This is a genomic window from Mesorhizobium intechi, assembly GCF_002879535.1.
In the GTDB taxonomy this organism is placed as follows: domain Bacteria; phylum Pseudomonadota; class Alphaproteobacteria; order Rhizobiales; family Rhizobiaceae; genus Mesorhizobium; species Mesorhizobium intechi.
Genome location: NZ_PNOT02000062.1, coordinates 1 through 20,599 on the forward strand (window position 1 = coordinate 1; position 20,599 = coordinate 20,599).

32 protein-coding genes and 1 pseudogene are annotated in these 20,599 nt (G+C 61.8%); 1 reads left to right on the forward strand and 32 read right to left on the reverse strand.

What is annotated here, in order from left to right; genetic code table 11:
- The 5 genes and pseudogenes from C1D09_RS06180 to C1D09_RS06200 all read right to left on the reverse strand — a co-directional run.
- Nucleotides 1–476, reverse strand: a pseudogene (locus C1D09_RS06180) (hypothetical protein); the annotation flags it as partial.
- Between the two features lie 305 nt (nt 477–781).
- On the reverse strand, nt 782–1,612 hold the full coding sequence (locus C1D09_RS06185) for an aspartyl/asparaginyl beta-hydroxylase domain-containing protein (protein ID WP_143973474.1): 831 nt from the start codon (nt 1,610–1,612) through the stop codon (nt 782–784).
- A 158-nt stretch (nt 1,613–1,770) separates the two neighbouring features.
- Complete coding sequence (locus tag C1D09_RS33665; RefSeq protein WP_246135662.1) at nt 1,771–2,448, reverse strand: DUF930 domain-containing protein; 678 nt, start codon at nt 2,446–2,448, stop codon at nt 1,771–1,773.
- 5 nt (nt 2,449–2,453) lie between these two features.
- On the reverse strand, nt 2,454–3,761 hold the full coding sequence (locus C1D09_RS06195) for a replication-associated recombination protein A (protein ID WP_143973475.1): 1,308 nt from the start codon (nt 3,759–3,761) through the stop codon (nt 2,454–2,456).
- Nucleotides 3,762–3,802: 41 nt separating this feature from the next.
- On the reverse strand, nt 3,803–5,296 hold the full coding sequence (locus C1D09_RS06200; RefSeq protein WP_143973476.1) for a DegQ family serine endoprotease: 1,494 nt from the start codon (nt 5,294–5,296) through the stop codon (nt 3,803–3,805).
- A gap of 140 nt (nt 5,297–5,436) precedes the next feature.
- Between C1D09_RS06200 and C1D09_RS06205 the strand changes: the two genes are divergently transcribed.
- Complete coding sequence (locus C1D09_RS06205) at nt 5,437–6,063, forward strand: hypothetical protein (protein WP_167514504.1); 627 nt, start codon at nt 5,437–5,439, stop codon at nt 6,061–6,063.
- A gap of 64 nt (nt 6,064–6,127) precedes the next feature.
- Here the strand turns inward: C1D09_RS06205 and rplQ are convergent, their stop codons facing one another.
- The 27 genes from rplQ to C1D09_RS06340 all read right to left on the reverse strand — a co-directional run.
- Nucleotides 6,128–6,559 carry a 50S ribosomal protein L17 gene (rplQ, locus tag C1D09_RS06210; RefSeq protein ID WP_143973478.1) on the reverse strand — a complete coding sequence of 144 codons (432 nt, stop codon included), beginning with the start codon at nt 6,557–6,559 and terminating at the stop codon, nt 6,128–6,130.
- A gap of 104 nt (nt 6,560–6,663) precedes the next feature.
- Entirely contained in the window at nt 6,664–7,674 is a 1,011-nt protein-coding gene (locus C1D09_RS06215) for a DNA-directed RNA polymerase subunit alpha (protein ID WP_006205443.1), read from the reverse strand.
- 104 nt (nt 7,675–7,778) lie between these two features.
- Nucleotides 7,779–8,168: a 30S ribosomal protein S11 gene (gene rpsK, locus C1D09_RS06220; protein WP_006205444.1), complete on the reverse strand. Its 390-nt coding sequence runs from the start codon at nt 8,166–8,168 to the stop codon at nt 7,779–7,781.
- Nucleotides 8,169–8,306: 138 nt separating this feature from the next.
- Nucleotides 8,307–8,675, reverse strand: a complete 369-nt coding sequence (gene rpsM / locus C1D09_RS06225; RefSeq protein ID WP_006205445.1) for a 30S ribosomal protein S13 — start codon at nt 8,673–8,675, stop codon at nt 8,307–8,309.
- Between the two features lie 218 nt (nt 8,676–8,893).
- Nucleotides 8,894–9,490 (reverse strand): adenylate kinase, encoded by a 597-nt coding sequence (locus C1D09_RS06230; RefSeq protein WP_143973479.1) that lies wholly within the window; start codon nt 9,488–9,490, stop codon nt 8,894–8,896.
- Nucleotides 9,487–10,827 carry a preprotein translocase subunit SecY gene (gene secY / locus C1D09_RS06235; RefSeq protein WP_013895692.1) on the reverse strand — a complete coding sequence of 447 codons (1,341 nt, stop codon included), beginning with the start codon at nt 10,825–10,827 and terminating at the stop codon, nt 9,487–9,489. The genes C1D09_RS06230 and secY overlap by 4 nt, the downstream gene beginning before the upstream one ends.
- 194 nt (nt 10,828–11,021) lie before the next feature.
- Entirely contained in the window at nt 11,022–11,495 is a 474-nt protein-coding gene (gene rplO / locus C1D09_RS06240; RefSeq protein WP_095775807.1) for a 50S ribosomal protein L15, read from the reverse strand.
- A gap of 22 nt (nt 11,496–11,517) precedes the next feature.
- The gene (gene rpmD, locus C1D09_RS06245; RefSeq protein ID WP_006205449.1) at nt 11,518–11,715 is read right to left on the reverse strand and encodes a 50S ribosomal protein L30; all 198 of its coding nucleotides are present in this window, start codon (nt 11,713–11,715) and stop codon (nt 11,518–11,520) included.
- Between the two features lie 24 nt (nt 11,716–11,739).
- Nucleotides 11,740–12,309: a 30S ribosomal protein S5 gene (rpsE, locus tag C1D09_RS06250; RefSeq protein WP_027046810.1), complete on the reverse strand. Its 570-nt coding sequence runs from the start codon at nt 12,307–12,309 to the stop codon at nt 11,740–11,742.
- A gap of 77 nt (nt 12,310–12,386) precedes the next feature.
- Nucleotides 12,387–12,746 carry a 50S ribosomal protein L18 gene (gene rplR / locus C1D09_RS06255; RefSeq protein ID WP_010909284.1) on the reverse strand — a complete coding sequence of 120 codons (360 nt, stop codon included), beginning with the start codon at nt 12,744–12,746 and terminating at the stop codon, nt 12,387–12,389.
- 140 nt (nt 12,747–12,886) lie between these two features.
- The gene (rplF, locus tag C1D09_RS06260; RefSeq protein WP_010909283.1) at nt 12,887–13,420 is read right to left on the reverse strand and encodes a 50S ribosomal protein L6; all 534 of its coding nucleotides are present in this window, start codon (nt 13,418–13,420) and stop codon (nt 12,887–12,889) included.
- 88 nt (nt 13,421–13,508) lie between these two features.
- Nucleotides 13,509–13,907: a 30S ribosomal protein S8 gene (gene rpsH, locus C1D09_RS06265; RefSeq protein ID WP_006205453.1), complete on the reverse strand. Its 399-nt coding sequence runs from the start codon at nt 13,905–13,907 to the stop codon at nt 13,509–13,511.
- Nucleotides 13,908–13,919: 12 nt separating this feature from the next.
- Nucleotides 13,920–14,225, reverse strand: a complete 306-nt coding sequence (gene rpsN, locus C1D09_RS06270) for a 30S ribosomal protein S14 (protein ID WP_010909282.1) — start codon at nt 14,223–14,225, stop codon at nt 13,920–13,922.
- A gap of 27 nt (nt 14,226–14,252) precedes the next feature.
- Nucleotides 14,253–14,831 (reverse strand): 50S ribosomal protein L5, encoded by a 579-nt coding sequence (gene rplE / locus C1D09_RS06275; RefSeq protein WP_010909281.1) that lies wholly within the window; start codon nt 14,829–14,831, stop codon nt 14,253–14,255.
- A complete protein-coding gene (gene rplX / locus C1D09_RS06280; protein WP_019857966.1) occupies nt 14,824–15,138 on the reverse strand; it encodes a 50S ribosomal protein L24 in 315 nt (104 codons plus the stop codon). Before rplX ends, rplE begins: the two co-directional genes overlap by 8 nt.
- A gap of 12 nt (nt 15,139–15,150) precedes the next feature.
- Nucleotides 15,151–15,519: a 50S ribosomal protein L14 gene (gene rplN / locus C1D09_RS06285; protein WP_006205457.1), complete on the reverse strand. Its 369-nt coding sequence runs from the start codon at nt 15,517–15,519 to the stop codon at nt 15,151–15,153.
- 83 nt (nt 15,520–15,602) lie between these two features.
- Nucleotides 15,603–15,842: a 30S ribosomal protein S17 gene (gene rpsQ, locus C1D09_RS06290; RefSeq protein ID WP_010909280.1), complete on the reverse strand. Its 240-nt coding sequence runs from the start codon at nt 15,840–15,842 to the stop codon at nt 15,603–15,605.
- A gap of 11 nt (nt 15,843–15,853) precedes the next feature.
- The gene (gene rpmC, locus C1D09_RS06295) at nt 15,854–16,054 is read right to left on the reverse strand and encodes a 50S ribosomal protein L29 (protein ID WP_006205459.1); all 201 of its coding nucleotides are present in this window, start codon (nt 16,052–16,054) and stop codon (nt 15,854–15,856) included.
- A 13-nt stretch (nt 16,055–16,067) separates the two neighbouring features.
- The gene (rplP, locus tag C1D09_RS06300; RefSeq protein WP_010909279.1) at nt 16,068–16,481 is read right to left on the reverse strand and encodes a 50S ribosomal protein L16; all 414 of its coding nucleotides are present in this window, start codon (nt 16,479–16,481) and stop codon (nt 16,068–16,070) included.
- A 27-nt stretch (nt 16,482–16,508) separates the two neighbouring features.
- On the reverse strand, nt 16,509–17,234 hold the full coding sequence (gene rpsC / locus C1D09_RS06305; protein WP_027028840.1) for a 30S ribosomal protein S3: 726 nt from the start codon (nt 17,232–17,234) through the stop codon (nt 16,509–16,511).
- The gene (gene rplV / locus C1D09_RS06310) at nt 17,234–17,623 is read right to left on the reverse strand and encodes a 50S ribosomal protein L22 (protein ID WP_010909277.1); all 390 of its coding nucleotides are present in this window, start codon (nt 17,621–17,623) and stop codon (nt 17,234–17,236) included. Before rplV ends, rpsC begins: the two co-directional genes overlap by 1 nt.
- 2 nt (nt 17,624–17,625) lie before the next feature.
- Nucleotides 17,626–17,904 (reverse strand): 30S ribosomal protein S19, encoded by a 279-nt coding sequence (gene rpsS / locus C1D09_RS06315; RefSeq protein WP_006205463.1) that lies wholly within the window; start codon nt 17,902–17,904, stop codon nt 17,626–17,628.
- Between the two features lie 16 nt (nt 17,905–17,920).
- Nucleotides 17,921–18,754, reverse strand: coding sequence for a 50S ribosomal protein L2 (gene rplB, locus C1D09_RS06320; RefSeq protein WP_010909276.1), 834 nt, complete (start codon nt 18,752–18,754; stop codon nt 17,921–17,923).
- Between the two features lie 22 nt (nt 18,755–18,776).
- Nucleotides 18,777–19,070, reverse strand: coding sequence for a 50S ribosomal protein L23 (locus tag C1D09_RS06325; RefSeq protein ID WP_010909275.1), 294 nt, complete (start codon nt 19,068–19,070; stop codon nt 18,777–18,779).
- The gene (gene rplD / locus C1D09_RS06330) at nt 19,067–19,687 is read right to left on the reverse strand and encodes a 50S ribosomal protein L4 (protein ID WP_019857964.1); all 621 of its coding nucleotides are present in this window, start codon (nt 19,685–19,687) and stop codon (nt 19,067–19,069) included. The genes C1D09_RS06325 and rplD overlap by 4 nt, the downstream gene beginning before the upstream one ends.
- Nucleotides 19,687–20,400 carry a 50S ribosomal protein L3 gene (rplC, locus tag C1D09_RS06335; protein WP_010909273.1) on the reverse strand — a complete coding sequence of 238 codons (714 nt, stop codon included), beginning with the start codon at nt 20,398–20,400 and terminating at the stop codon, nt 19,687–19,689. The genes rplD and rplC overlap by 1 nt, the downstream gene beginning before the upstream one ends.
- Nucleotides 20,401–20,461: 61 nt before the next feature.
- Nucleotides 20,462–20,599 (reverse strand): 30S ribosomal protein S10 (locus C1D09_RS06340; RefSeq protein ID WP_281288546.1); only part of this gene is annotated, 138 nt, incomplete at its 5' end.

Consider the following 20,599-nt stretch of genomic DNA (forward strand, 5'->3'; position numbering starts at 1 on the left):
GTCAGGGCGAGACAGCCGGCAACATCAGGCATTCCTCGAAGTGTCGGCGCCCAGAATGGCGTGTACAGGAAGGCCGCGATCCATAGAGCGATCCAACTCCGGGACGGGGTCGCGGAGACCGCCTGCTGATAGCTTATTCTGCCCATCAAGAGAACCGTCGGGACCAGGTAGACCGCGACTATTCCCGCAATGAAGGAAAGCCTTGAACCGCCAAAAACAAGGTGAAACGGCATAAGGGGAACCAGGATCGCCACGCCGTAATCTTCCGTGGCGATGGAGGTGCCCAATTGGCTGAGCCATTCGAAAGGGCTCACGGCCAGCAGCGCGCCCTGTCGGTTGAACATGTTGAAATAGGCCGCGAAATCCCAATAATAGACGGACTCTTCGAGATTTATGTACGCGGCGCTCAGAGCGACGCCAAGTAATGCGGCGCAGATATAAGCACCCCAGAATACGAAGATTTTTTTCCCGATCACTTGAAGCCGCCAAGAAAGGAAGAGACGGGTCTGCCGCAGTCTAAATTAAGCCATTTCTAATGCAATGAAGGCCGTTCATCCGATTCGGGATTGCCGAATTCGTATCACGAATTATTCATGACTTGATAAAGATGTATACTTGAACGCATGGACATCGCAAGCGTCAACGACGCGCAGAAGTACGACCGAAGGGTCCGCTTCTTCCAAGCGACCGTTCGATATATTATATATATGTAATATACAGAAGCCGTGCGAGAAGTCGGCAGGACGCTGCCAGCAGAGCCGGCAGCGTCGACGTTTTCAGGTCAGGGGGTTTCGACCTTCTTCGGCTTGCTTGAGCCGATCATCTTCCAGTTCTTGTAGAACATCGAATTGATGCGCTCGACGCTGACCGAGACAACCGCGAGCATGCCGGCAATCAGTCTCGGGAACGGGGACGGCCTGATGATGTCCATGAACACGCAGTAGCGGCGGCCGTCATATTCGTTGACCGAACGGTGCAGCAGCGTGTCGTCGAAAATGAACTGCGGATTGTCGTACCAGTAGTTCTTGACGTTGCCGCATTCGACGAAGATTTCCGCCTTCACCGGGATCAGATTGTAGAGGATACGCAGGCTGAGCCGCAGCGGGCCGAAATGCCAGGAAGTCGATTCGCGCTTGCTGAAGACCGAAACGGCGATGGTCTTGATGTATTTGAAATCCTTGTTGAACTCGGCGACGTTGTCGATCCGGTGCTTGCCGTACCACTGGTAGACATACATGCCACGCCGGCCGGCGCCGAAGTTGGCGTCGATGTCGGCGATGATTTCATCCTTGCGCGCCTTGAAGATGTCCAGGACCTCGTTGACCTCGCGCTGATAATCCTCCGGAAACTGCTCCAGCTTCCACACGCCGGGATTCCGGTAGCAGAGCAGATCAACCAGCAGGTTGAACGGCGACAGGAGCCAGGTGAACAGGCCGTTGCCGAGGAAGTAGCCTGAAAACAGCGCCAGATCCTTCCTGTCGTTGCGCAACACGTCGATCAGGCCGCAGACGATGAAGATCGTCGTCAGAATGGGGATAAAGTAGAAGCCAAGGGCGAGAAGCGGGATGGCGATGGCGAATTTGCGAAGGGTTTTGCGAAGGGTTTTTGTCATTTTTCCACGCGCGGAACGCGATCCTGTTGCGAATGAGTGTGCCAAATCTCGGCAACGGCCACCGCCCGGCCGTGCGCCTTGATAGGGTTTTTTGGGTCGCCGCACAACGCCACGACATCGTGGCCTGGCAGTTGCCTGGTGGAATTGCCAGCCGTCGGTCAATGCACCGCTGGCAAGCCGAGCTCGTCCCATTTCTCCCTGGCCACCGGATCGCCGACCAGGAACTCGAAGCCGATGACGCTTTCGCCGTCCCGTGCGAGCTGGCATTTGAACTTCAGACCATACCAGTTTTTGCGACTGCGGAAAGCCGCGCCATCCGCGGCGATCGTGGTGCCGTTAATCTTCTCCTCGGCCGTCGCATAAGGCACGACGCGTTCCGGCTGAAAGTCCGCGCGCCATCGCCGGATCTGGTCCATGGCCTCGATATTGCACAATTGCACCATGCGTTCGTCGGAAGCGAAGGTCGCGAGATCGGCGAGCGCCTGCCGGCTGCGCGGATCGGCGAGCGTCTTTGCCGACAGCATTTCGGTCGGCCGAATCATGGTCGGCGCGATGGGCGGTGTAGATCGAGGAGCGCTCGGCGTTGGTGTTGGCGCGGACGTTTGTGCCTTGGGCGCTGAAGGCGGTGCCGGCGCAGGCGACGGCCTTGTCGAGGCCTCAAGCTGCTGCGGCGTCAGAATGTCGACCGACACACGTTCCTCCTCCAGCCGCTTCGGCCGCTTTGGCAGCGGCATGAGCGCCAGCATCGCGGCCAGCAGGGCGTGGAGAGCAACGGAGGTCGAGATGCCCCATGGCGAGGCCTCGCTTCGAAGCGTGACGACCACCGGGCCACCCAATCCTGTTATTCCCGCTCCTTGCGCAGCTTCGCCCAATAGTCGAGCCGCTTCCTGATGTCGCGCTCGAAGCCACGCTCAGGCGGATCGTAGAAGGTCTGGCGGCCCATCTTCTCCGGAAAATAGTCCTGGCCCGAAAAGGCGTCCGGGTCATCATGATCGTAGCGATAGCCCGCGCCGTAATCCTCTTCCTTCATCAGCTTGGTCGGCGCGTTGAGGATATGCTTCGGGGGCAGCAGCGAGCCATGCTGCTTGGCTGCCTGCGTGGCCGCCTTGAAGGCCGTGTAGACGGCATTGGATTTGGGCGCGGTGGCGAGGTAGACGGTGGCCTCGGCAAAGGCGAGCTCGCCTTCCGGAGAGCCCAGATAGTCGTAGGCGTCCTTGGCGGCATTGGCGACGACCAGCGCCCGCGGATCGGCAAGGCCGATGTCTTCCATCGCCATGCGCACCAGCCGGCGGCCGAGATAGAGCGGATCCTCGCCGGCGTCGAACATGCGCGCGAGATAGTAGAGTGCGGCATCGGGATCGGAACCGCGCACCGATTTGTGCAGCGCCGAGATCAGATTGTAGTGCCCGTCCTGGCCCTTGTCGTAGATCGGCGCGCGGCGCTGGACGATACGCTGCAGGCCTTCGGGATCGAAGACCTCACCAGGCTTGGCGGCCCGCCAGACTTCCTCCGCGAGGGTCAGCGACGCGCGGCCGTCGCCGTCGCTCATGCGGATCAGCATGGCGCGGGCCTCGTCGTCAAGCGGCAGCGCCCTGCCCTCCGTCTCTTCCGCCCGCACCATCAGCTTGGCGATGCTCTCCTCGCCGAGCGAATGGAAAACCATGACGCGCGCGCGCGACAGCAGTGCCGCGTTGAGCTCGAAGGACGGGTTTTCGGTCGTGGCGCCGACCAGGACGACCGTCCCATCCTCCATGACGGGAAGAAAGGAGTCCTGCTGGGCGCGGTTGAAGCGATGGATCTCGTCGACGAAAAGCAGGGTCTGGCGGCCGTTGGCACGCCGCAGCTTGGCTGTCTCGAACACTTTTTTCAGGTCGGCGACGCCGGAAAACACCGCCGAGATCTGCTCGAAGGCAAGGCTGGTCTCGCCGGCGAGCAGCCTTGCCACAGTGGTCTTGCCGGTGCCCGGCGGTCCCCAGAAAATCATCGAGCCGAGTGAGCCCGAGCCGATCAGCCGGGTCAGCGCGCCGTCGGGGCCGGTCAGATGCTCCTGACCGACGACCTCGCCAAGATTTTTCGGCCGCAGCCTGTCGGCAAGCGGCCGACCGGGCGGCGCCTTTTCCGGTTCATCGACACTGAACAGATCGGCCATGTACTTCTTTTGGTTTGGAGCGCGATCCCTTCAGATCGAACTCAGTAACGCAGCACCTGGCGCAGTATCTGCCCGCCGCGCTCGACGGTAAAGCGCCACCAGCGCGTATCCTGCTGGGCTACCTGCGCCAGGGTCGCGGCGGTGTCGATGGTGGTGCCGTTGACCTCGCGCACAATGTCGCCCGGCATGAAGCCGAAATCGGCGGCTGGCGAATCGCGGTTGATATCGATCACCGTCACGCCCTTGAGATCGGTGCGCAGGCCAAGCTTCTGAGCAAGGCGCGGCGACAGTTCCGCGACCTTGGCGCCCGAGAATGGGCTGCGGCCATGCAGCGTCACTTCCGAGGCTTTCGCACCTTCCGGCGCGCGCTCCAGCGCGATGTCCATGGCCGCTTTCTGGCCCTTGGTCAGGATCGCGAAATTCGCCTTGGTGCCGATCGACAGCGTCGCCATGCGATAGTCCAGCGCCTCGATGCTCTCGACCGGCTTGCCATTGATCTGCAGCACGACATCGCCCGCCTTCAGCCCGGCCTTGCCGGCAGGACCTGTGGCGTCGACCGAAGAGACCAGCGCACCGGTCGGCTTTTCCATGCCGAGCGATTCAGCGATCTGTGGCGTCACCGCCTCGAACTCGGCGCCGATATAGGGACGCTCGAAGAAGTCGAGGCCGGCCTTGGCCGCATCGGCGAATGCCCGCACCATGTTGGCGGGAATGGCAAAGCCGATGCCGATCGAGCCGCCGCTGCGGCTGTAGATGGCGGTGTTGATGCCGACCAGCTGGCCGCCCATGTTGATCAGCGCGCCGCCGGAATTGCCAGGATTAATCGCCGCGTCGGTCTGGATGAAATAGCCCGAATCGGACACGCCGATATGGCTGCGGGCAAGTGCCGAAACAATGCCGCTGGTGGTGGTCTGGCCGACGCCGAAGGGGTTGCCGATGGCCAGCACAAGGTCGCCGACCTCGAGCGCGTCGGAATCGCCGATGGCGATGACCGGGAACGGCTTGTCGGATTCGATCTTGAGCACGGCAAGATCGAGCGTCTCATCCTTGAGCATCACCTTGCTGGTGAATTCGCGGCCGTCGGCGGTCGCCACCTTGACCTCGTCGGCATCCTTGATGACGTGGAAATTGGTGACGATGACACCACTCGGATCGACAAGCACGCCCGAGCCGAGCGAGGACTGGGCGCGCGGCTGGGCACGGCCGAAAAACTCCTCGAAGAACGGATCGCCTTCAAAAGGCGATGTGACCTTGGCCGTCTGAGAGGCATAGACATTGACCACGGCCGGCGCCGTCTGCTTGACCAGCGGCGCGAACGAAAGCTGTACCTCCTCACGGCCGAACGGCACGCGCTTGTCTGGCCCCGAGGTGGCGTTCTCGCCTTCGACGCCATGCAGCAGATCGGTCAGCACGTCAGACAGGCCCGGATCGGCGGGCTTGGCGGCGTCTTCGGCCAGCGCCTGCCGAACTGCCGGTGCGGCTGCGAACACCATGAAGGCGCAGAGCAGAACAAGGGACAGTCTTTTGGCGCGCATTCGCGAATCCTCCAAGGCACGTTCGGGCGCATTGTCCCGACGATTGTGCAAAATGAAAGGCTAAGCCGCTGAAATCCGATTATTTTGGGCAGCAAAGCAGCTATAGGTCGACCTGGAACTGAAAAACTTGGCCGGATCTCATGACAAAACAACTCCTGTCATTCCGTGACTTTTTGAGGACCGGCACTTTTGGGCCTGTTTCCCCACTTCTGACGATGATCGAGGTCGCCAGTCTGCTAGGTCCGCCCGACGGCTGGATCACGGAACATGCGGAGACGATTCCGGTTTATTGGATTTTCGGAAAGCTCGAAATTTCCTTCAGTGAAGAAGCACCTCATCGGATGAACTGGTTTCAAATCGAAGAAGCAGGCTACCTCGACGGCGATTTTGAGATTCTCACCGATCGCCTTGTTCTTACACTGGATGGCTTCAGTGGGCATACGGGCCCGTCGGAATTCCTAGCTGCCGGCCTTTGGGCTCCAGAAAAGGCAGCAGTGTTCTACGCCGCCCTGAGCGACGATATCTTGCTGAACATCTGTGCGGGTCCCATCCAGATCCATTTCCGAGTCGATACGGGCTTCATCGAAGACGGGGACGCCCAAAAATACCTGGCCAGTTCCTCTTTGTCGCAATTGATCAGCGATATCGATTCACGCGCCACTCTCGACAGCATCTATTCCTATTCCCAGCCGGCGTTCGAAGAGATCCCCGGTGCTTTCAACTGGAATCTGTTGAGCGGTCGCGACTACCTGACGCTCACTCGATAGACCGAAGACGCCGGCAAGAAAAAGGGGCCCATGGCCCCTTTGAACTCAGGTGGAAAACCAAGCCTTATGCGGCCGCGGCGTCCGCTTCGGTGCCTTCGGCTTCGAGACGAGCGCGGTCGGCGGCGCCCTTGGCATCCGTATCGCGATCGACGAACTCGATGACGGCCATCGCGGCGTTGTCGCCATGACGGAAGCCAGCCTTCATGATGCGCAGATAGCCGCCGTTGCGGGTGGCGTAGCGCGGGGCGATGGTCTCGAACAGGCGCTTGACGACGCCTTCATTGCCGATCTGGGCGATCACCTGGCGACGGGCGTGCAGGTCGCCGCGCTTGCCAAGCGTCACCAGCTTCTCGACGATCGGACGCAGGTCCTTCGCCTTCGGCAGGGTGGTGACGATCTGCTCGTGCTCGAGCAGCGACACGGCGAGGTTGGCGAACATCGACTTGCGATGGCTAATGCTTCGGGCGAAGCGACGGCCTTTGAAACCGTGGCGCATGGCTCTTTTCCTTCTTCAGTTGTTCAAGAGGCCAAGGCCTCTGATGGTTTTCCGCATGACCGTCGGATCGGGCGGCCCACGCCGCCGATCCTTGGAATTCATGCTCAATATTGGTCTTCGTAACGCTTGGCGAGGTCTTCGATGTTCTCCGGCGGCCAGTCCGGCACTTCCATGCCGAGGTGCAGGCCCATCGCCGCGAGCACTTCCTTGATCTCGTTCAGCGACTTGCGGCCGAAGTTCGGGGTGCGCAGCATCTCGGCTTCGGTCTTCTGGATGAGATCGCCGATGTAGACGATGTTGTCGTTCTTCAGGCAGTTGGCCGAACGCACCGACAGCTCGAGTTCGTCGACCTTCTTGAGCAGCGCCGGGTTGAAGGCGAGCTCGGTGACGGCTTCGGCGGCGACTTCCTTCTGCGGCTCGTCGAAGTTGACGAACAGGCCAAGCTGGTCCTGCAGGATGCGAGCGGCGAAAGCCACAGCGTCCTCGCCCGAGATCGAACCGTCGGTCTCGATGGTCATGGTCAGCTTGTCATAGTCGAGAACCTGGCCCTCGCGGGTGTTCTCGACCTTGTAGGAGACCTTCTTGACCGGCGAATAGAGGCTGTCGACCGGGATCAGGCCGATCGGTGCGTCCTCGGCGCGGTTGCGCTCGGCCGGCACGTAGCCCTTGCCGGTGTCGACGGTGAATTCCATGCGGATTTCAGCGCCTTCGTCCAGCGTGCAGATGACGTGGTCGGGGTTGAGGATCTCGACGTCGCCAACCGTCTGGATGTCGCCGGCGAGCACCGCGCCCGGGCCCTGCTTGCGCACGACCATGCGCTTGGGGCCGTCGCCTTCCATGCGGATGGCGATTTCCTTGATGTTCAAGACGATGTCGGTCACGTCCTCGCGCACACCGGCGATGGACGAGAATTCATGCAGAACGCCGTCGATCTGCACGGCGGTGACGGCCGCACCGCGCAGCGAAGACAGAAGCACGCGGCGCAGCGCGTTGCCCAGCGTGAGGCCAAAGCCACGCTCGAGCGGCTCGGCCACCAGCGTGGTCAGCGTCTTCTTCTTCGACGAGAACTCGATCTTGTTCGGCTTGATCAGTTCCTGCCAATTTTTCTGGATCATGATGCTTTCCTTCCGTTGACCCGCCACCATCCAATCGTGGCGGGCGACCTGGAATACCGCGGAGGAACGCCCCTGTGGGCGTTCGCGCGGCGTTCGGTAATTTCTTAGACGCGGCGCTTCTTGCGCGGGCGGCAGCCATTGTGCGGGATCGGCGTCACATCGCGGATCGAGGTGATGGTGAAGCCGGCCGCTTGCAGGGCGCGCAGTGCCGATTCACGACCCGACCCAGGTCCGCAGACCTCGACTTCGAGCATGCGCATGCCGTGTTCCTGGGCCTTCTTGGCGACGTCCTCGGCCGCCATCTGGGCGGCAAATGGGGTCGACTTGCGTGATCCCTTGAAGCCCTGGGCACCGGCCGACGACCAGGCAATCGAATTGCCCTGTGCGTCGGTGATGGTGATCATCGTGTTGTTGAAGGTCGAATTGACGTGGGCAACGCCCGACGAGATATTCTTGCGTTCGCGACGGCGAACACGAGCGGCTTCCTTGGCCATGATATTCCTTTCAGTTGATCTCTACACCGCCGTAATTCCAGCGGCTCCACCTAGGAGAAGACGGTAGGGCATATGGCAGTCGGGCAGTATGTCTGCCGTTCCTATTGCCTTAGCGCCCTACCCCCTTGCTGCCCTAAATTACTTCTTCTTGCCGGCGATCGACTTGGCCGGGCCCTTGCGGGTGCGTGCATTGGTGTGCGTGCGCTGGCCGCGGACCGGCAGCGAGCGACGGTGACGCAGGCCGCGGTAGCAGCCGAGGTCCATGAGACGCTTGATGTTCATCGACACTTCGCGGCGCAGGTCGCCCTCGACCTGGTAGTCACGGTCGATGGTCTCGCGGATCTGCAAGACTTCCGCGTCGGTCAGCTGGTTGACGCGGCGCTCGGCCGGGATGCCGACCTTGTCGACGATCTCCTGGGCGAACTTCTTGCCAATGCCGTGAATGTACTGAAGCGCGATGACGACGCGCTTGTTGGTCGGAATGTTGACGCCGGCTATACGAGCCATGTTCTTTCCTTCTCCATGTGGGCCGACCAACCTTTCAAACAAGGCAGGCACGGCGCTGTCAAAGTTGCCCCGCGTCCGGTGGAGGCCGGCCCTTGCGGGAGTTTCCAGTTCAAAGCGACTGCCTTGCCCTTGCGGACAAGCAAAGTTCGCACCTGATAGGAAGACGGGCCGCCATACCGCAGCGGGCCGCTCCCGTCAAGCCTAATCTTTAAATTCCGTTACCGCGCCTCGGCCGCTGCCGTCAGCACGGCCTCGATCTCGGCGGTCACGGCGTCGATGTTGGCCATCCCGTCGACCGTCCTGAGCTTGCCCTTGGCGTAATAATAGCCGGTCAGCGGCGCGGTCTTCTTGTAGTACTCGCGCAGGCGTTCCTCGAACACCGCGGGATTGTCGTCCTTGCGCACCGGCTGTCCGGCGGCCTTCGCGTCCTCGGCGCGCTTGACGATGCGGCCGACCAAGGCCCTGTCGTCGACGACCAGTTCGATGACGGTGTCAAGGCCGATGCCGCGCTGCGAAAGCATCGATTCAACCGCATCGGCCTGCACCAGTGTGCGCGGGTAGCCGTCGAGGATGAACCCCTTCGCGCAGTCGGCTTGGTCGATCCGTTCGGCGACTATGGCGTTGACGATGGCGTCGGACACCAGTTCACCGGCATCCATCACCGCCTTGGCACGCTTGCCGACTTCGGAACCGGCCTGAACGGCGGCACGCAGCATGTCACCCGTAGAGAGTTGGGGTATGCCGTGTTTTTCTACCAGTCTTTGTGCTTGTGTCCCCTTGCCCGCCCCTGGCGGCCCAAGCAAAATCAACCTCATCTGGCTTTCTTCCCCCCGCGCAGCTTCGACTTCTTGATCAGGCCTTCATACTGGTGCGCGATCAGGTGGCCCTGAATCTGCGCAACCGTATCGAGCGTGACACTGACCACGATCAGAAGCGATGTGCCACCAAGGTAGAATGGTACGCCAGTCGCCGAGATCAGGAACTCCGGCAGCAGGCACACCAGCACCAGATAGATGGCGCCGACGACGGTGATGCGGGTGAGAACGTAATCGATGTAGTCGGCGGTGCGCTCGCCCGGACGATAGCCCGGGATGAAGCCCGAATGCTTCTTGAGCTGGTCGGCGGTGTCCTTCGGGTTGAAGACAATCGCTGTGTAGAAGAAGGCGAAGAACACGATCATCGCCGCGTAGAATGCCATGTAGAGCGGCTGGCCATGGCCGAGCGAGGCCAGGATTGTGCTGGCCCAGGCGGGCATGTTGGTGGTCTGCGAGAAGCCGGCGATGGTGGCCGGCAGCAGCAGCAGCGACGACGCGAAGATCGGCGGGATGACGCCGGACGTGTTGAGCTTCAGAGGCAGATGTGAGGTGTCGCCCTGGAACATGCGGTTGCCGACCTGGCGCTTCGGATACTGGATCAGCAGGCGACGCTGGGCGCGCTCGAAGAACACGATGAGCGCGATGACGACGATAGCCAGGACGATGATCGCCAGGATGAGCCCGGTCGACAGGGCGCCGGTGCGGCCGAGTTCCAGCGTGCCGGAAATGGCATGCGGCAGGCCGGCGACGATGCCGGAGAAGATGATCAGCGAAATGCCGTTGCCGATGCCGCGCGCCGTGATCTGCTCGCCGAGCCACATCAGGAACATGGTGCCGCCGACCAGCGTGACGACGGTCGAGATGCGGAAGAACATGCCGGGATCGCTGACGATGCCGTTGCCGTTCTCCAGCCCCACCGAAATGCCATAGGCCTGCACCAGTGCCAAAAGCACGGTGCCGTAACGCGTGTACTGGTTGATGACCTTGCGGCCCTGTTCGCCTTCCTTCTTCAACGCTTCCAGCGACGGGATGACCGAGGTCATCAGCTGCATGATGATGGAGGCGGAGATGTAGGGCATGATGCCGAGCGCGAAGATCGCCATGCGCTGCACGGCGCCGCCGGCGAACATGTTGAACATGCCAAGCACGCCCTTGCTCTGCGAGGAGAAGGCCTGGGCGAAGGCGTCGGGGTTGATTCCGGGAAGCGGAATGTAGGTGCCGAGGCGGTAGACGAGCAACGCGCCAATGGTGAACCAGATGCGTTTCTTCAGGTCCTCCGCTTTGGCGAAGGCCGAGAAATTCAGATTCGAGGCTAGTTGTTCAGCAGCCGAAGCCATGCCTGATTCTCCGCTTGGTAACGCTTGATGGCCCGTGAGGTCAGGCGGTGCGTTTCACCGAAGCTCACGAGATAAGCTCCGGGCTCTAAACATGCAAGCGGCCGCGTTGACGCGGCCGCTTAATTGAGCAGATCAAAGCGCAATCGTGAGCAAAACCAGGATCCCACTCTTGCCGATCGCGCTTCAAATTGCCGTTACTCGGCAGCTGCCTTTTCCGGCAACTTGACCGAGCCGCCGGCCTTTTCGATCTTCTCGATCGCGGCCTTGGAAGCACCGGCGACGTCGAAGGCAAGCTTGGCCTTCAGTTCGCCATCGGACAGCACGCGAACACCATCCTTGACGCGGCGGATGACGCCGGCGGCCACGAGTGCCTCGGCCGTCACGGTTGCCTTGGCGTCGAGCTTCTTGGCGTCGACGGCTTCCTGGATGCGGGCCAGCGACACGACAACGAAGCTCTTGGCGAAGATGTTGTTGAAGCCACGCTTCGGCAGGCGCCGATAGAGCGGCATCTGGCCACCCTCGAAGCCGTTGACGGCGACGCCGGAGCGCGCCTTCTGGCCCTTGACGCCGCGACCGGCGGTCTTGCCCGAGCCGGAACCGATGCCGCGGCCGAGACGCTTCTTGGAATGCGTCGCGCCGTCCTTGTCACGCAGATCGTTGAGTTTCATCTGAGTTCTCCTGCGCTTTGGCTCAGCCCTCGTCCACGACGCGGACGAGATGCTGAACGGCGGCGATCATGCCGCGCACGGAAGGCGTATCTTCCAAGGTGCGCTGCTTGTGCATCTTGTTGAGGCCGAGGCCGACCAGCGTCGCGCGCTGTTCCTTCGGGCGGCGGATCGGCGAACCGATCTGCTCAACGGTGATGGTCTTGGTTGCTTTCTTGGCCATGGTCAAAATCCCTGGTCAGATCGACTATTCTTCAGCCGCAACGGCGGTGCCGCGGCGGGCCTGAAGGGTCGAATACTTGATGCCGCGAGCGGCAGCCACATCCTTGGGATGCATCTGGCTCTTCAGCGCGTCGAACGTGGCGCGAACCATGTTGTAGGGGTTCGACGAACCCATCGACTTGGCGACCACGTCATGCATGCCGAGCGTCTCGAAAACGGCGCGCATCGGGCCGCCGGCGATGATGCCGGTACCCTGCTTGGCGGCGCGCAGCAGAACGCGTCCGGCGCCCCAGCGTCCCTCGACGTCGTGATGCAGCGTCCGGCCCGAGCGCAGCGGCACGAAGATCATGTCGCGCTTGGCCGATTCGGTTGCCTTGCGGATGGCTTCCGGCACCTCGCGTGCCTTGCCGTGACCAAAGCCGACGCGGCCCTTCTGGTCGCCGACAACGACGAGTGCCGCGAAGCCGAAGCGACGGCCACCCTTGACGACCTTGGCGACGCGATTGATGTGGACCAGCTTGTCCACCATGCCGTCGTCGCGCTCTTCGCGCTCACGCTCGCGGCCGCGGCCGCCTTCCCTACGTTCCTGTGCCATATCCTGTTCCTTGTTCTTTTCCGGAAGCACGGGTTGCTGATTTGCCGGCGCCGCTTTGGGTCGCCGACGGTGAAAGATCAGAAGCTAAGGCCGCCTTCGCGGGCAGCTTCAGCCAAAGCCTTGACGCGGCCGTGATAGATGTACGGTCCACGGTCGAAGACGACTTCCTTGACACCGGCCTTGGTGGCGCGCTCGGCGATCAGCTTGCCGATCGCGGCGGCGGCGGCCGTGTCGGCGCCGGTCTTGAGTGAACCCTTGAGGTCCTTCTCGAGCGTCGAAGCGGCGGCGATGGTGTGGCCCTTGGCGTCGTCGATCACCTGGACATAGATGTTCTTCGAGGTGCGGTGAACCGACAGACGCGGACGCTCGCCGGCGACCTTCCTGATCTGGCGACGAACGCGCTGCGCACGGCGCTGCGTGGATTCCTTGGTACCCATGATGGTCTTCCTTGCCTTCAAAAAACGGGGGCCGCCATGTGCGGTAGGCGAAAGCGCCTCCCGCGACCGCTCCCCGCGGCGTTACACTTCCTGGGCTTGGTCCTTTCCGAAAAGCCTGCAACTTTTCGGAAACAAGCCCACTACTTCTTCTTGCCTTCCTTGCGGACGATCTTCTCGCCAGCGTAGCGGACGCCCTTGCCCTTGTACGGCTCCGGACCGCGATATTCACGGATCTCGGCGGCGACCTGGCCAACCTGCTGCTTGTCGATGCCGGTCACGGTGATCTCCGTCGGCTTCGGCACAGCGATGGTAACCCCCGCCGGCGTCTCATAGACGACGTCATGGCTGAAGCCAAGAGCCAGCTGCAGGTTCTTGCCCTGCATGGCGGCGCGATAGCCGACGCCGGTGATCTCGAGCTTCTTCTCGAAGCCGTCCTTGACGCCATGCAGGATATTGACGATCTGCGTGCGCGACATGCCCCACTTGGAGCGGGCGGTCTTGGTCTGGTCGCGCGGCTGGACAGCGATCTCGCTGCCTTCCATCTTGACCAGGACTTCGTCGTTCACCACGAACTTCAGCTCGCCCTTGGGGCCCTTCGCCGTCACGGTCTGGCCGTTGACGGTCGCGGTCACGCCCTGCGGCAGCGAAACGGGTTTCTTTCCAATACGAGACATTTTGTTGTCCTCGTCACTTCTCTTGTTTCAGGTCTCTGTCTTCGGAACGATCCGAAGACCGGATTCCAATTTGCGGTCAGCTGCCAGATCAGAAGATCTGGCAGAGAATCTCGCCGCCGACGTTCTGTTCGCGGGCTTCATGATCGGCCATCACGCCCTTGGGCGTCGAAAGGATGGCGATGCCGAGGCCGTTGGCGACGTGCGGGATCGACTTGGCCGAGACGTAAACGCGGCGGCCCGGCTTCGAGACGCGGGCGATTTCGCGCACGACCGGCGCGCCGTCGAAATACTTCAGCTCGATTTCGATCTCGGACTTGCCGTTGTCGAAGTCGGTCTGGCTGTAGTCGCGGATATAGCCTTCAGCCTTCAGCACGTCGAGGACGCGGGTGCGCAGACGCGAGGCCGGAGTCGAGACACTCGACTTCTTGCGGCCGTAGGCGTTGCGGATGCGGGTCAGCATATCGCCGAGAGGATCGCTCAATGACATGTTATGTCCTCCTTACCAGCTCGACTTGACCAGGCCCGGGATCTGGCCGTTGTTGCCGAGATCACGAAGCGCGATGCGCGATACTTTGAGCTTGCGATAATAGGCACGCGGACGACCGGTGACTTCGCAGCGGTTGCGGATGCGGATCTTGGCCGAGTTGCGCGGCAAGGCAGCAAGCTTGAGCTGAGCGCGGAAGCGCTCTTCCATCGGCTTGGACTGATCCATGATGATCGCCTTCAGAGCAGCGCGCTTGGGACCGTACTGGTCGGCAAGCTTGCGGCGCCTGTTGTTCTTCTCGACTGAGCTGGTCTTTGCCATTTCAGATTTTTCCTTTTCTCGCTGCCGTTACTGGCGGAAGGGGAAGTTGAAAGCCTTGAGCAATGCCCTGGCTTCGTCGTCCGTCTTCGCAGTCGTACAAACGATGACGTCCATGCCCCAGATCTGATCAACCTTGTCGTAGTTGATCTCCGGGAACACGATGTGCTCCTTGATGCCCATGGCGTAGTTGCCACGGCCATCGAAGCTCTTGGGGTTCAGTCCGCGGAAGTCGCGGACGCGCGGCAGCGCGATGTTCACGAGGCGGTCGAGGAACTCGTACATGCGTTCCTTGCGCAGCGTGACCTTGGCGCCGATCGGCATGTTCTCGCGGACCTTGAAGCCGGCGATCGAATTGCGGGCGCGGGTGACGACGGCCTTCTGGCCGGCGATCAGCGCCAGGTCTTCGGCCGCAACCGAAGGCTTCTTCGAATCGGCGGTCGCTTCACCGACACCCATGTTCAGCACGATCTTGTCGAGGCGCGGAACCTGCATGTCGTTGTCGTAGCCGAACTGCTCCTGCAGCGCCTTGCGGATGGTCTCGTTGTAGACCTGCTTCAGACGCGGCGTGTTGGTGGCAGTCGCCTGCTTGCTTTGAGCCTTAGCCATTGATGACTTCTCCCGAGCGCTTGGCGACGCGCACCTTCTTGCCGTCCTTCTGGAAGATGAAACCGACGCGGGTCGGCTTGCCATCCTTCGGGTCGGCCAGCGCGATGTTCGACAGCTGGATCGGCGCTTCCTTGGTGATGATCCCGCCCTCTTGGGACTGGGTCTGCTTCTGGTGACGACGGATCATGTTGACGCCGCGCACCAGCGCGGTGTCATCCTTCGGCTGAACCGAGAGGACTTCGCCCGAACGGCCTTTGTCCTTGCCGGCCAGCACGACGACCTTGTCGCCTTTTCTAATCTTTTGCATTGGTCCGGCTCCTTACAGCACTTCAGGCGCGAGCGAGATGATCTTCATGTGGTTCTTGGCGCGGAGTTCGCGCGGAACCGGTCCGAAGATACGCGTGCCGATCGGCTCTTTCTTGTTGTCGACGAGAACGGCCGCGTTCTTGTCGAAACGGATCACGCTGCCGTCGGGGCGGCGGATGTCCTTGGCCGTGCGAACCACGACCGCCTTCATCACATCGCCCTTCTTAACGCGGCCGCGCGGAATGGCTTCCTTGATGGACACCACGATGATGTCGCCCACGGAAGCGTATTTCCGCTTCGAGCCGCCCAGCACCTTGATGCACATGACACGACGCGCGCCGGAATTATCCGCCACGTCGAGGTTTGTTTGCATCTGAATCATGACTGGCCGCCTTCTTCTTTTCTAACGGGACGGGCTCGAAGCCCCTCCCCGGTCTGTCCAAAATTCGTTGTTTACGCCACAGATCAGGCTTGGTCCGAAGACACCACGATCCAGCGCTTGTCCTTGGAAATCGGCTTCGATTCCTGGATGAACACCTGATCGCCGACCTTGTGGGCGTTGTTCTCGTCGTGCGCCTTGTACTTCTTGGTCATGCGCACGGTCTTCTTCATCACGGGATGCGTGAAGCGCCGTTCGACCTTGACGACAACCGTCTTCTCGTTCTTGTCGCTGACGACGGTGCCCTGCAGAATGCGCTTTGGCATGGTTTTCGTCCTTAAGCCTTCTTGGCCGCGGACTTTTCCGCAGCGATGGTCTTGATACGCGCAATGTCCTTACGGACCTGCCTCACGCGCGCGGTCTTCTCGAGCTGGCCGGTGGCCTTCTGGAAGCGCAGGTTGAACTGCTCCTTCTTCAGGCTGGCCAAATCGTCGGTCAGCTGGTCCTGGGTCTTGGTCCGGATGTCTTCGGCTTTCATGATCAGCCCGTCCTTATTCTGCGATGCGCTGTACGAAGCGCGTCCTGACCGAGAGCTTGGCCGCGCCGAGACGCAGCGCCTCACGGGCGGTTTCTTCACTCACTCCGTCGATCTCGAACATGATGCGGCCCGGCTTGACGCGCGCCGCCCAGTAGTCGACGGCACCCTTGCCCTTGCCCATGCGGACTTCGGTCGGCTTCGACGTGACCGGCAGATCCGGGAAAATACGGATCCAGACGCGGCCGGCACGCTTCATTTCACGAGTGATCGCGCGGCGGGCCGCCTCGATCTCACGCGCGGTGACGCGGTTCGGCTCAAGCGCCTTCAGCCCGAAACCACCGAAATCCAGGTTGGTGCCGCCCTTTGCGGTACCATGGATACGGCCCTTGAACTGCTTGCGGAACTTTGTGCGCTTTGGCTGCAGCATCGTTCTAACTCCAAATTCCTAAATGTCTCAGGCGTTTTCGCGACGACGACCGCGTTCGCGATCACCACCACCGCCATGCGCAGCATCACCCTCGGTCGCGCGACGTTCCGAAGCCATCGGGTCGTGCTCGAGGATCTCGCCCTTGAATACCCAGACCTTGACACCGCAGATGCCGTACGCCGTATGCGCTTCGGCCGTGCCGTAGTCGACATCGGCGCGCAGCGTGTGCAGCGGCACGCGGCCTTCGCGGTACCACTCCATGCGGGCGATTTCGGCGCCGCCGAGGCGGCCCGAGCAGTTGATGCGGATGCCTTCGGCACCGAGGCGCATCGCCGACTGCACGGCGCGCTTCATGGCGCGGCGGAACGCGATGCGGCGCTCGAGCTGCTGGGCGATCGACTGGGCGACCAGGGTCGCGTCGATTTCCGGCTTGCGCACTTCAACGATGTTGAGGTGCGTCTCGGACTTCGTCATCTCCATCAGCTTCTTGCGAAGCTTCTCGATGTCGGCGCCCTTCTTGCCGATGATCAGACCCGGGCGCGCGGCATGGATGGTGACACGGCACTTCTTGTGCGGGCGCTCGATCACGACCTTGGAGATCGCGGCCTGCTTGAGTTCCTTCTCAAGATACTTGCGGATCTTGATGTCCTCATGCAGCAGCTTGCCGTACTCGCCGGTGTTCGCGAACCAGCGCGAATCCCAGGTGCGGTTGATGCCGAGGCGGAGACCGATCGGATTGACTTTCTGGCCCATTATGCGGCCTCCCCTTTTTCTTCGACTTCACGAACGACGATCGTGAGGTGCGAGAACGGCTTCTCGATACGGCTGGCACGACCACGGCCACGAGCGTGGAACCGCTTCATGACGATCGACTTGCCGACATAGGCTTCCGCGACCACCAGCGCATCGACGTCGAGGTCGTGGTTGTTTTCCGCGTTGGCGATCGCCGATTCCAGCGTCTTCTTGACCGTGCCGGAAATCCGCTTGGCCGAGAATTCGAGATCGGAAAGCGCTGTCGCGACCTTCTTGCCGCGGATCAGCGCGGCAACGAGGTTCAGCTTCTGCGGGCTGATACGGATCGTGCGCAATACGGCGCGCGCTTCGTTGTCAGCAAGCCTGCGCGGAGCTTTGGCCTTGCCCATGATTATTTCCTCTTCGCCTTCTTATCCGCGCCGTGACCGTAATAGGTCCGCGTCGGAGCGAATTCACCGAACTTATGACCGACCATGTCCTCGTTCACCGAGACGGGAACATGCTTCTGGCCGTTGTAGACACCGAAGGTGAAGCCGACGAACTGCGGCAGGATGGTGGAGCGACGGCTCCACATCTTGATCACCTCATTGCGACCGCCTTCACGAACCTTGTCCACCTTCTTGAGAAGGTAGCCGTCGATGAAGGGGCCTTTCCAAATAGAACGAGTCACTTGGCGTTACCTCTTCTTAGCTCTTGCGCTGATGGCGCGAGCGCAGGATGAACTTGTCGGTCGCCTTGTTGGACCGCGTCTTCTTGCCCTTGGTCGGCTTGCCCCACGGGCTGACCGGATGACGGCCACCGGAGGTGCGGCCTTCACCACCGCCGTGCGGATGGTCAACCGGGTTCATGGTCACGCCGCGATTGTGCGGGCGCTTGCCACGCCAAACCGTGCGGCCGGCCTTGCCGTCGTTGATGTTGCCGTGGTCGGGGTTCGACACGGCACCGACGGTGGCCATGCAGGAGCCGTGAACGACCCGCTGCTCGCCCGAGTTGAGGCGCAGGATCGCCATGCCCTGGTCGCGACCGACGAGCTGGGCGTAACCGCCGGCCGAACGGGCGACCTGGCCACCCTTGCCCGGCTTCAGCTCGATGTTGTGGACGATCGTGCCGACCGGCATCGATGCCAGCGGCATCGCGTTGCCCGGCTTCACGTCGACCGCTTCGCCAGCCACGATCTTGTCGCCGGCGGCAAGGCGCTGCGGGGCGATGATGTAGGACAGCTCGCCATCGTCGTACTTGATCAGCGCGATGAAAGCGGTGCGGTTCGGATCGTATTCAATGCGCTCGACCGTGCCGACGACGTCGAACTTACGGCGCTTGAAGTCGATAATGCGGTACGAACGCTTGTGACCACCACCAATGAAGCGGGCGGTGATGCGGCCGTAGTTGTTGCGGCCGCCCGACTTGGTCAGGCCCTCGGTCAGACCCTTGACGGGCTTGCCCTTGTAGAGGCCCGAGCGATCGACGATGACCAGCTGGCGGGTGCTCGGCGTTACCGGGTTGAATTTTTTCAGTGCCATTGTTCTGTCCTCGCGGCCTTGCTCAGAGACCCGTCGCGACGTCGATCGACTGGCCGTCGGCCAGCGTCACAATCGCCTTCTTGACGTCGCTCTGGCGGCCGATCGTGCCGCGGAAGCGCTTGATCTTGCCCTTGCGGACAAGCGTGTTCACGGCCATCACCTTGACGCCGAACAGCGCTTCGACGGCGGCCTTGATTTCCGGCTTCGACGCCTTCTTGGCGACGTTGAAGACGACCTGGTTCTGCTCGGAAGCCATGGTCGACTTTTCGGTGATCGCCGGGCTGACGATCACGTCGTAGTGACGAAGGTCGGTCATTTAAAACGCTCCTCGAGAGCCTCGACGGCGGCCTTGGAAAGGACCAGCGTGCCGCGGCGCAGAATGTCGTAGACGTTGATGCCCTGGATGGGCAGCACGTCGATGTTGGGGATGTTGGTCGCGGCCAGCTTGAAGTTCTTGTCAAGCTCGGCGCCACCGATCACCAGGGCGTTGCTCAGGCCCAGCGTCGCGAAATTCGCGATTAGCGCCTTGGTCTTGGCCTCGGTCAACTTCAGCTCGTCGATGACGATGATCGACGCGCTCTTGGCCTTGGCCGAGAGAGCATGCTTCAAGCCCAGAGCGCGCACCTTCTTCGGCAGGTCGTGCTCGTGGCTGCGAACGACCGGGCCGTGGGCCTTGCCGCCGCCGCGGAACTGCGGAGCACGCGCCGAATGGTGACGGGCGCGGCCCGTACCCTTCTGCTTGTACATCTTGGCGCCGGTGCGCGCGATTTCGGCGCGGCCCTTGGCCTTGTGCGTGCCCTGCTGCTTCTTGGCAAGCTGCCAGCGCACGACGCGCTGCAGGATGTCCTCGCGGGGATCAAGGCCGAAAATCTCCTCGGAGAGTTTCACCTTGCCGGCGTCCTTGCCGCCGAGCGTTGTGATCTTGAGATCCATTATTCCGCTCCCTCTGTGGCCGGAGCCTCGTTCTTAACAGCGGCGCGGATCGCGGCAGGCTTCGGCGCATTGGCCGGCAGTGCCACCTTGGCCGCATCGCGGACCAGGATCCAGGCGCCCTTCGATCCGGGAACCGCTCCGCGGATCAGGATCAGGCCGCGGTCGGCATCGGTCGAGACGATCTCGACATTCTGCGTCGTCACGCGGGTATCGCCCATGTGGCCGGCCATCTTCTTTCCCTTGAACACCTTGCCGGGGTCCTGGCGCTGGCCGGTCGAACCGTGCGTACGGTGCGAGACCGAGTTACCGTGCGTGGCGCGGCCACCACCCATGTGGTGACGCTTGATGACGCCCTGGAAACCCTTGCCGATCGTCGTGCCCGTCACATCGACCTTCTGGCCGGCGACGAAATGCTCGACGGTGATCTCGGCGCCGACATCGATCATGTTGTCGGCCGAGACGCGGAACTCGGCAACCTTCGCCTTCGGCTCGACGGAAGCGGTCGCGAAATGGCCGCGCATCGCCTTCGACGTGTTCTTCACCTTGGCGAGGCCAACGCCGAGCTGAACGGCGGTGTAGCCATTCTTCTCCTGCGTGCGCTGCGCCACGACCTGGCAGTTCTCCATCTGGAGAACGGTGACGGGAACATGTTCCCCGGCATCGTTGTAGATGCGGGTCATTCCCACCTTCTTTGCAATCACACCTGAACGCATCGGTTCAATTCCTTTAGAGTTCCGGGCCAGGGGCACCGCCCCTTACCGCGCTCTCATTCCCTTAGAGCTTGATCTCGACGTCGACGCCGGCGGCCAGATCGAGCTTCATCAAAGCGTCGACGGTCTGCGGGGTCGGATCGACGATGTCGAGCAGACGCTTGTGCGTGCGCATCTCGAACTGCTCGCGGCTCTTCTTGTC

Coding starts and splice junctions, on each gene's coding strand:
- rplD (WP_019857964.1), bottom strand. CDS start 19,687: ATGGATCTCAAGATCACAACGCTCGGCGGCAAGGACGCCGGCAAGGTG.
- rpmC (WP_006205459.1), bottom strand. CDS start 16,054: ATGAAAGCCGAAGACATCCGGACCAAGACCCAGGACCAGCTGACCGAC.
- rplE (WP_010909281.1), bottom strand. CDS start 14,831: ATGGCTAAGGCTCAAAGCAAGCAGGCGACTGCCACCAACACGCCGCGT.
- rplX (WP_019857966.1), bottom strand. CDS start 15,138: ATGCAAAAGATTAGAAAAGGCGACAAGGTCGTCGTGCTGGCCGGCAAG.
- rplF (WP_010909283.1), bottom strand. CDS start 13,420: ATGTCTCGTATTGGAAAGAAACCCGTTTCGCTGCCGCAGGGCGTGACC.
- rplQ (WP_143973478.1), bottom strand. CDS start 6,559: ATGCGCCACGGTTTCAAAGGCCGTCGCTTCGCCCGAAGCATTAGCCAT.
- rpsH (WP_006205453.1), bottom strand. CDS start 13,907: ATGTCATTGAGCGATCCTCTCGGCGATATGCTGACCCGCATCCGCAAC.
- C1D09_RS06325 (WP_010909275.1), bottom strand. CDS start 19,070: ATGACCGACCTTCGTCACTACGACGTGATCGTCAGCCCGGCGATCACC.
- rpsM (WP_006205445.1), bottom strand. CDS start 8,675: ATGGCTCGTATAGCCGGCGTCAACATTCCGACCAACAAGCGCGTCGTC.
- C1D09_RS06215 (WP_006205443.1), bottom strand. CDS start 7,674: ATGATCCAGAAAAATTGGCAGGAACTGATCAAGCCGAACAAGATCGAG.
- rpsN (WP_010909282.1), bottom strand. CDS start 14,225: ATGGCAAAGACCAGCTCAGTCGAGAAGAACAACAGGCGCCGCAAGCTT.
- rplB (WP_010909276.1), bottom strand. CDS start 18,754: ATGGCACTGAAAAAATTCAACCCGGTAACGCCGAGCACCCGCCAGCTG.
- C1D09_RS06185 (WP_143973474.1), bottom strand. CDS start 1,612: ATGACAAAAACCCTTCGCAAAACCCTTCGCAAATTCGCCATCGCCATC.
- rpsK (WP_006205444.1), bottom strand. CDS start 8,168: ATGGCCAAGGAAGCCGCTCGTGTTCGCCGTCGCGAACGCAAGAATATC.
- C1D09_RS06230 (WP_143973479.1), bottom strand. CDS start 9,490: ATGAGGTTGATTTTGCTTGGGCCGCCAGGGGCGGGCAAGGGGACACAA.
- rplC (WP_010909273.1), bottom strand. CDS start 20,400: ATGCGTTCAGGTGTGATTGCAAAGAAGGTGGGAATGACCCGCATCTAC.
- rpsE (WP_027046810.1), bottom strand. CDS start 12,309: ATGGCACAGGAACGTAGGGAAGGCGGCCGCGGCCGCGAGCGTGAGCGC.
- rplP (WP_010909279.1), bottom strand. CDS start 16,481: ATGCTGCAGCCAAAGCGCACAAAGTTCCGCAAGCAGTTCAAGGGCCGT.
- C1D09_RS06195 (WP_143973475.1), bottom strand. CDS start 3,761: ATGGCCGATCTGTTCAGTGTCGATGAACCGGAAAAGGCGCCGCCCGGT.
- rplV (WP_010909277.1), bottom strand. CDS start 17,623: ATGGGCAAGGCCAAAGCTCCGCGCAGGCTTGCTGACAACGAAGCGCGC.
- rplN (WP_006205457.1), bottom strand. CDS start 15,519: ATGATTCAGATGCAAACAAACCTCGACGTGGCGGATAATTCCGGCGCG.
- rpsC (WP_027028840.1), bottom strand. CDS start 17,234: ATGGGCCAGAAAGTCAATCCGATCGGTCTCCGCCTCGGCATCAACCGC.
- C1D09_RS06205 (WP_167514504.1), top strand. CDS start 5,437: ATGACAAAACAACTCCTGTCATTCCGTGACTTTTTGAGGACCGGCACT.
- C1D09_RS06200 (WP_143973476.1), bottom strand. CDS start 5,296: ATGCGCGCCAAAAGACTGTCCCTTGTTCTGCTCTGCGCCTTCATGGTG.
- rpsQ (WP_010909280.1), bottom strand. CDS start 15,842: ATGCCAAAGCGCATTCTGCAGGGCACCGTCGTCAGCGACAAGAACGAG.
- rpmD (WP_006205449.1), bottom strand. CDS start 11,715: ATGGCCAAGAAAGCAACCAAGACCATCACCGTTGAGCAGATCGGTTCG.
- rplO (WP_095775807.1), bottom strand. CDS start 11,495: ATGAAACTCAACGATCTGCGTGACAAGGACGGCGCGACGCATTCCAAG.
- secY (WP_013895692.1), bottom strand. CDS start 10,827: ATGGCTTCGGCTGCTGAACAACTAGCCTCGAATCTGAATTTCTCGGCC.
- rplR (WP_010909284.1), bottom strand. CDS start 12,746: ATGGGTACCAAGGAATCCACGCAGCGCCGTGCGCAGCGCGTTCGTCGC.